The sequence below is a fragment of the Streptomyces boluensis genome (genome assembly GCF_009908195.1).
Taxonomy (GTDB): Bacteria; Actinomycetota; Actinomycetes; order Streptomycetales; family Streptomycetaceae; genus Streptomyces; species Streptomyces boluensis.
In genome coordinates, this window is the sequence record NZ_JAAAHS010000636.1 from 1 (window position 1) to 2,329 (window position 2,329).

The 2,329-nt window shown below is 68.7% G+C and carries 2 protein-coding genes; one reads left to right on the forward strand and one right to left on the reverse strand.

Annotated features, from left to right (window positions below):
• Positions 1-94: 94 nt before the first annotated feature.
• Positions 95-1,564 carry a catalase gene (locus tag GUY60_RS36900; protein ID WP_161705870.1) on the reverse strand — a complete coding sequence of 490 codons (1,470 nt, stop codon included), beginning with the start codon at positions 1,562-1,564 and terminating at the stop codon, positions 95-97.
• 128 nt (positions 1,565-1,692) lie between these two features.
• Here GUY60_RS36900 and GUY60_RS36905 point away from each other — a divergent pair, with 128 nt between their 5' ends.
• Positions 1,693-2,109, forward strand: coding sequence for a Fur family transcriptional regulator (locus tag GUY60_RS36905; RefSeq protein WP_161705871.1), 417 nt, complete (start codon positions 1,693-1,695; stop codon positions 2,107-2,109).
• Positions 2,110-2,329: the final 220 nt, after the last annotated feature.

Genomic DNA, 2,329 nt, shown 5'->3' on the forward strand with positions numbered 1-2,329 from the left:
CTAGAACCGCACCCGCCCGCCGGCCCCGCGCACGCCGAGAGGGCCGGACCCCCACGGGGATCCGGCCCTCCGGCCTACGGCAATCGCCTCGGTGTCAGCCGCGCAGGGCCTGGACCGCGGCCTCCAGACGCTTGCCGAAGTCACCGTCCGCCCGGCGGAAGTTGTCGATCGCGCGCTCGGCGATGTCATCGCGCGAGACGCCCGCGATGTTCCCCGCGAGGTTGTCGACCAGACGCTGCTTCTCGTCCTCGGACATCAGCCGGTAGAGGTCGCCCGCCTGCACGAAGTCGCTGTCCTCGGCGTGCGTCGCGGCCGCGTGGTTGCCGGTGCCGCCGGTCACCGCGCTCGACACCCACAGCGGACGGTCGATCTGGTGCGGGCCACCGAAGGAGTTCGGCTCGTAGTTCTTCGCGCCCTTGTGGCGGCCGTCGTACAGGTACCCGTCCCGCGAGTTGGTGCGCGCCTCGGTGGCGTGCGGGCGGTTCACCGGCAGGTGGTCGGCGTTGATGCCGACGCGGTAGCGGTGCGCATCGCCGTACGCGAAGAGGCGGCCCTGCAGCATCTTGTCCGGCGAGGGACCGATGCCCGGCACGAAGTGCGCGGGGCTGAAGATCGACTGCTCGACCTCGGCGAAGATGTTCTCCGGGTTGCGGTTGAGCTCCAGCTTGCCGATCTCGATCGGCGGGTAGTCCTCGTGCGGCCACACCTTGGTGAGGTCGAACGGGTTGAAGCGGTAGTTCGCCGCGTCCGCCGCCGGCATGATCTGCACCTGCACGGTCCAGGACGGGAACTCACCGCGCTCGATGGACTCACGCAGGTCGCGCTGGTGCGAGTCCGGGTCCTCACCGGCGAGCTTCGCGGCCTCGTCGGCGGTCAGGTTCTTGATGCCCTGGTCGGTCTTGAAGTGGTACTTGACCCAGAACACCTCACCGGCCTCGTTGTTCCACTGGAACGTGTGCGAGCCGTACCCGTTCATGTGGCGGTACGAGGCGGGGATGCCGCGGTCGCCGAACAGCCAGGTCACCTGGTGCGTGGCCTCGGGCGACAGACCCCAGAAGTCCCAGACGTTGTCCGCCTCCTGCGAGCCCGTGTACGGGTCGCGCTTCTGGGTGTGGATGAAGTCCGGGAACTTGATGGCGTCCTTGATGAAGAACACCGGGGTGTTGTTGCCGACGAGGTCGTAATTGCCCTCCTCGGTATAGAACTTCAGCGCCCAGCCACGCGGGTCGCGCACCGCGTCGGCCGCACCGAGGTTGCCCGCCACGGTCGAGAACCGCAGGAAGGTCTCGGTCTCCTTGCCGACCTCGGAGAGGAACTTGGCCCGCGTCCACTGCGAGACGTCCCGGGTCAGCGTGAACGTGCCGTACGCACCCGCACCACGCGCGTGGACGATGCGCTCCGGGATGCGCTCACGGTTGAAGTGGGCCAGCTTCTCCAGGAGCAGCTGGTCCTGGACGAGCACCGGGCCGCCGACGCCCGCCGTCTCACTGTTCTGGTTGTCGGCGACCGGAGCACCGGCCTCCGTGGTCAGCGGTCCCTGCGTCACGTGCGCCTCCTGCGTCATCTACCTGCAAGTCCTGTCCCTTGGCGTAAGCCGTTTCCGACCCTACACTGGACATTGTCTAAGTCAAGTAAGCATCCAGACTCACACCAGTTCGGGACTGGACCCCTCCGACTGTTACGCTGACCCGCATGAGTGACCTTCTGGAGCGACTGCGCGGACGCGGCTGGCGCATGACCGCGCAGCGACGTGTCGTGGCCGAGGTCCTCGACGGCGAGCATGTCCACCTCACAGCCGACGAGGTGCACGCGCGCGCGGTGACCCGGCTGCCGGAGATCTCCCGGGCGACCGTGTACAACACCCTGGGCGAGCTGGTGACCCTCGGCGAGGTCCTCGAGGTCTCCACCGACCGCAGGGCGAAGCGGTACGACCCGAACGCCCACCACCCCCACCAGCACCTGGTCTGCGCCCGCTGCGGCGCGATCCGCGACGTGCACCCCGCGGGCAACCCGCTGGCCGACCTCCCCGACTCCGAGCGCTTCGGCTTCACGGTCTCGGACGTCGAGGTCACCTACCGCGGCGTCTGCCCGAACTGCGCGTCCGCCTGATTCCGTACTCCGCTCACGGCCCCCGGCACCCAACAGGCGCCGGGGGCCGAGTCGTTGCGTACCGAACCATCTCCCGCGCGACCCCTTCCCTGATCTGACGGACCGTCATATTCTCTGCCGCGCCCATGCCGCCGCAGAGCATCCCTCTGCCGCGCCCATTCCGCCCCGCAGAGCACCACAGGAGCCCCCGTGGGAGACGATCCGCACCCGACCCCACCCC

Coding starts and splice junctions, on each gene's coding strand:
- GUY60_RS36900 (WP_161705870.1), bottom strand. CDS start 1,564: ATGACGCAGGAGGCGCACGTGACGCAGGGACCGCTGACCACGGAGGCC.
- GUY60_RS36905 (WP_161705871.1), top strand. CDS start 1,693: ATGAGTGACCTTCTGGAGCGACTGCGCGGACGCGGCTGGCGCATGACC.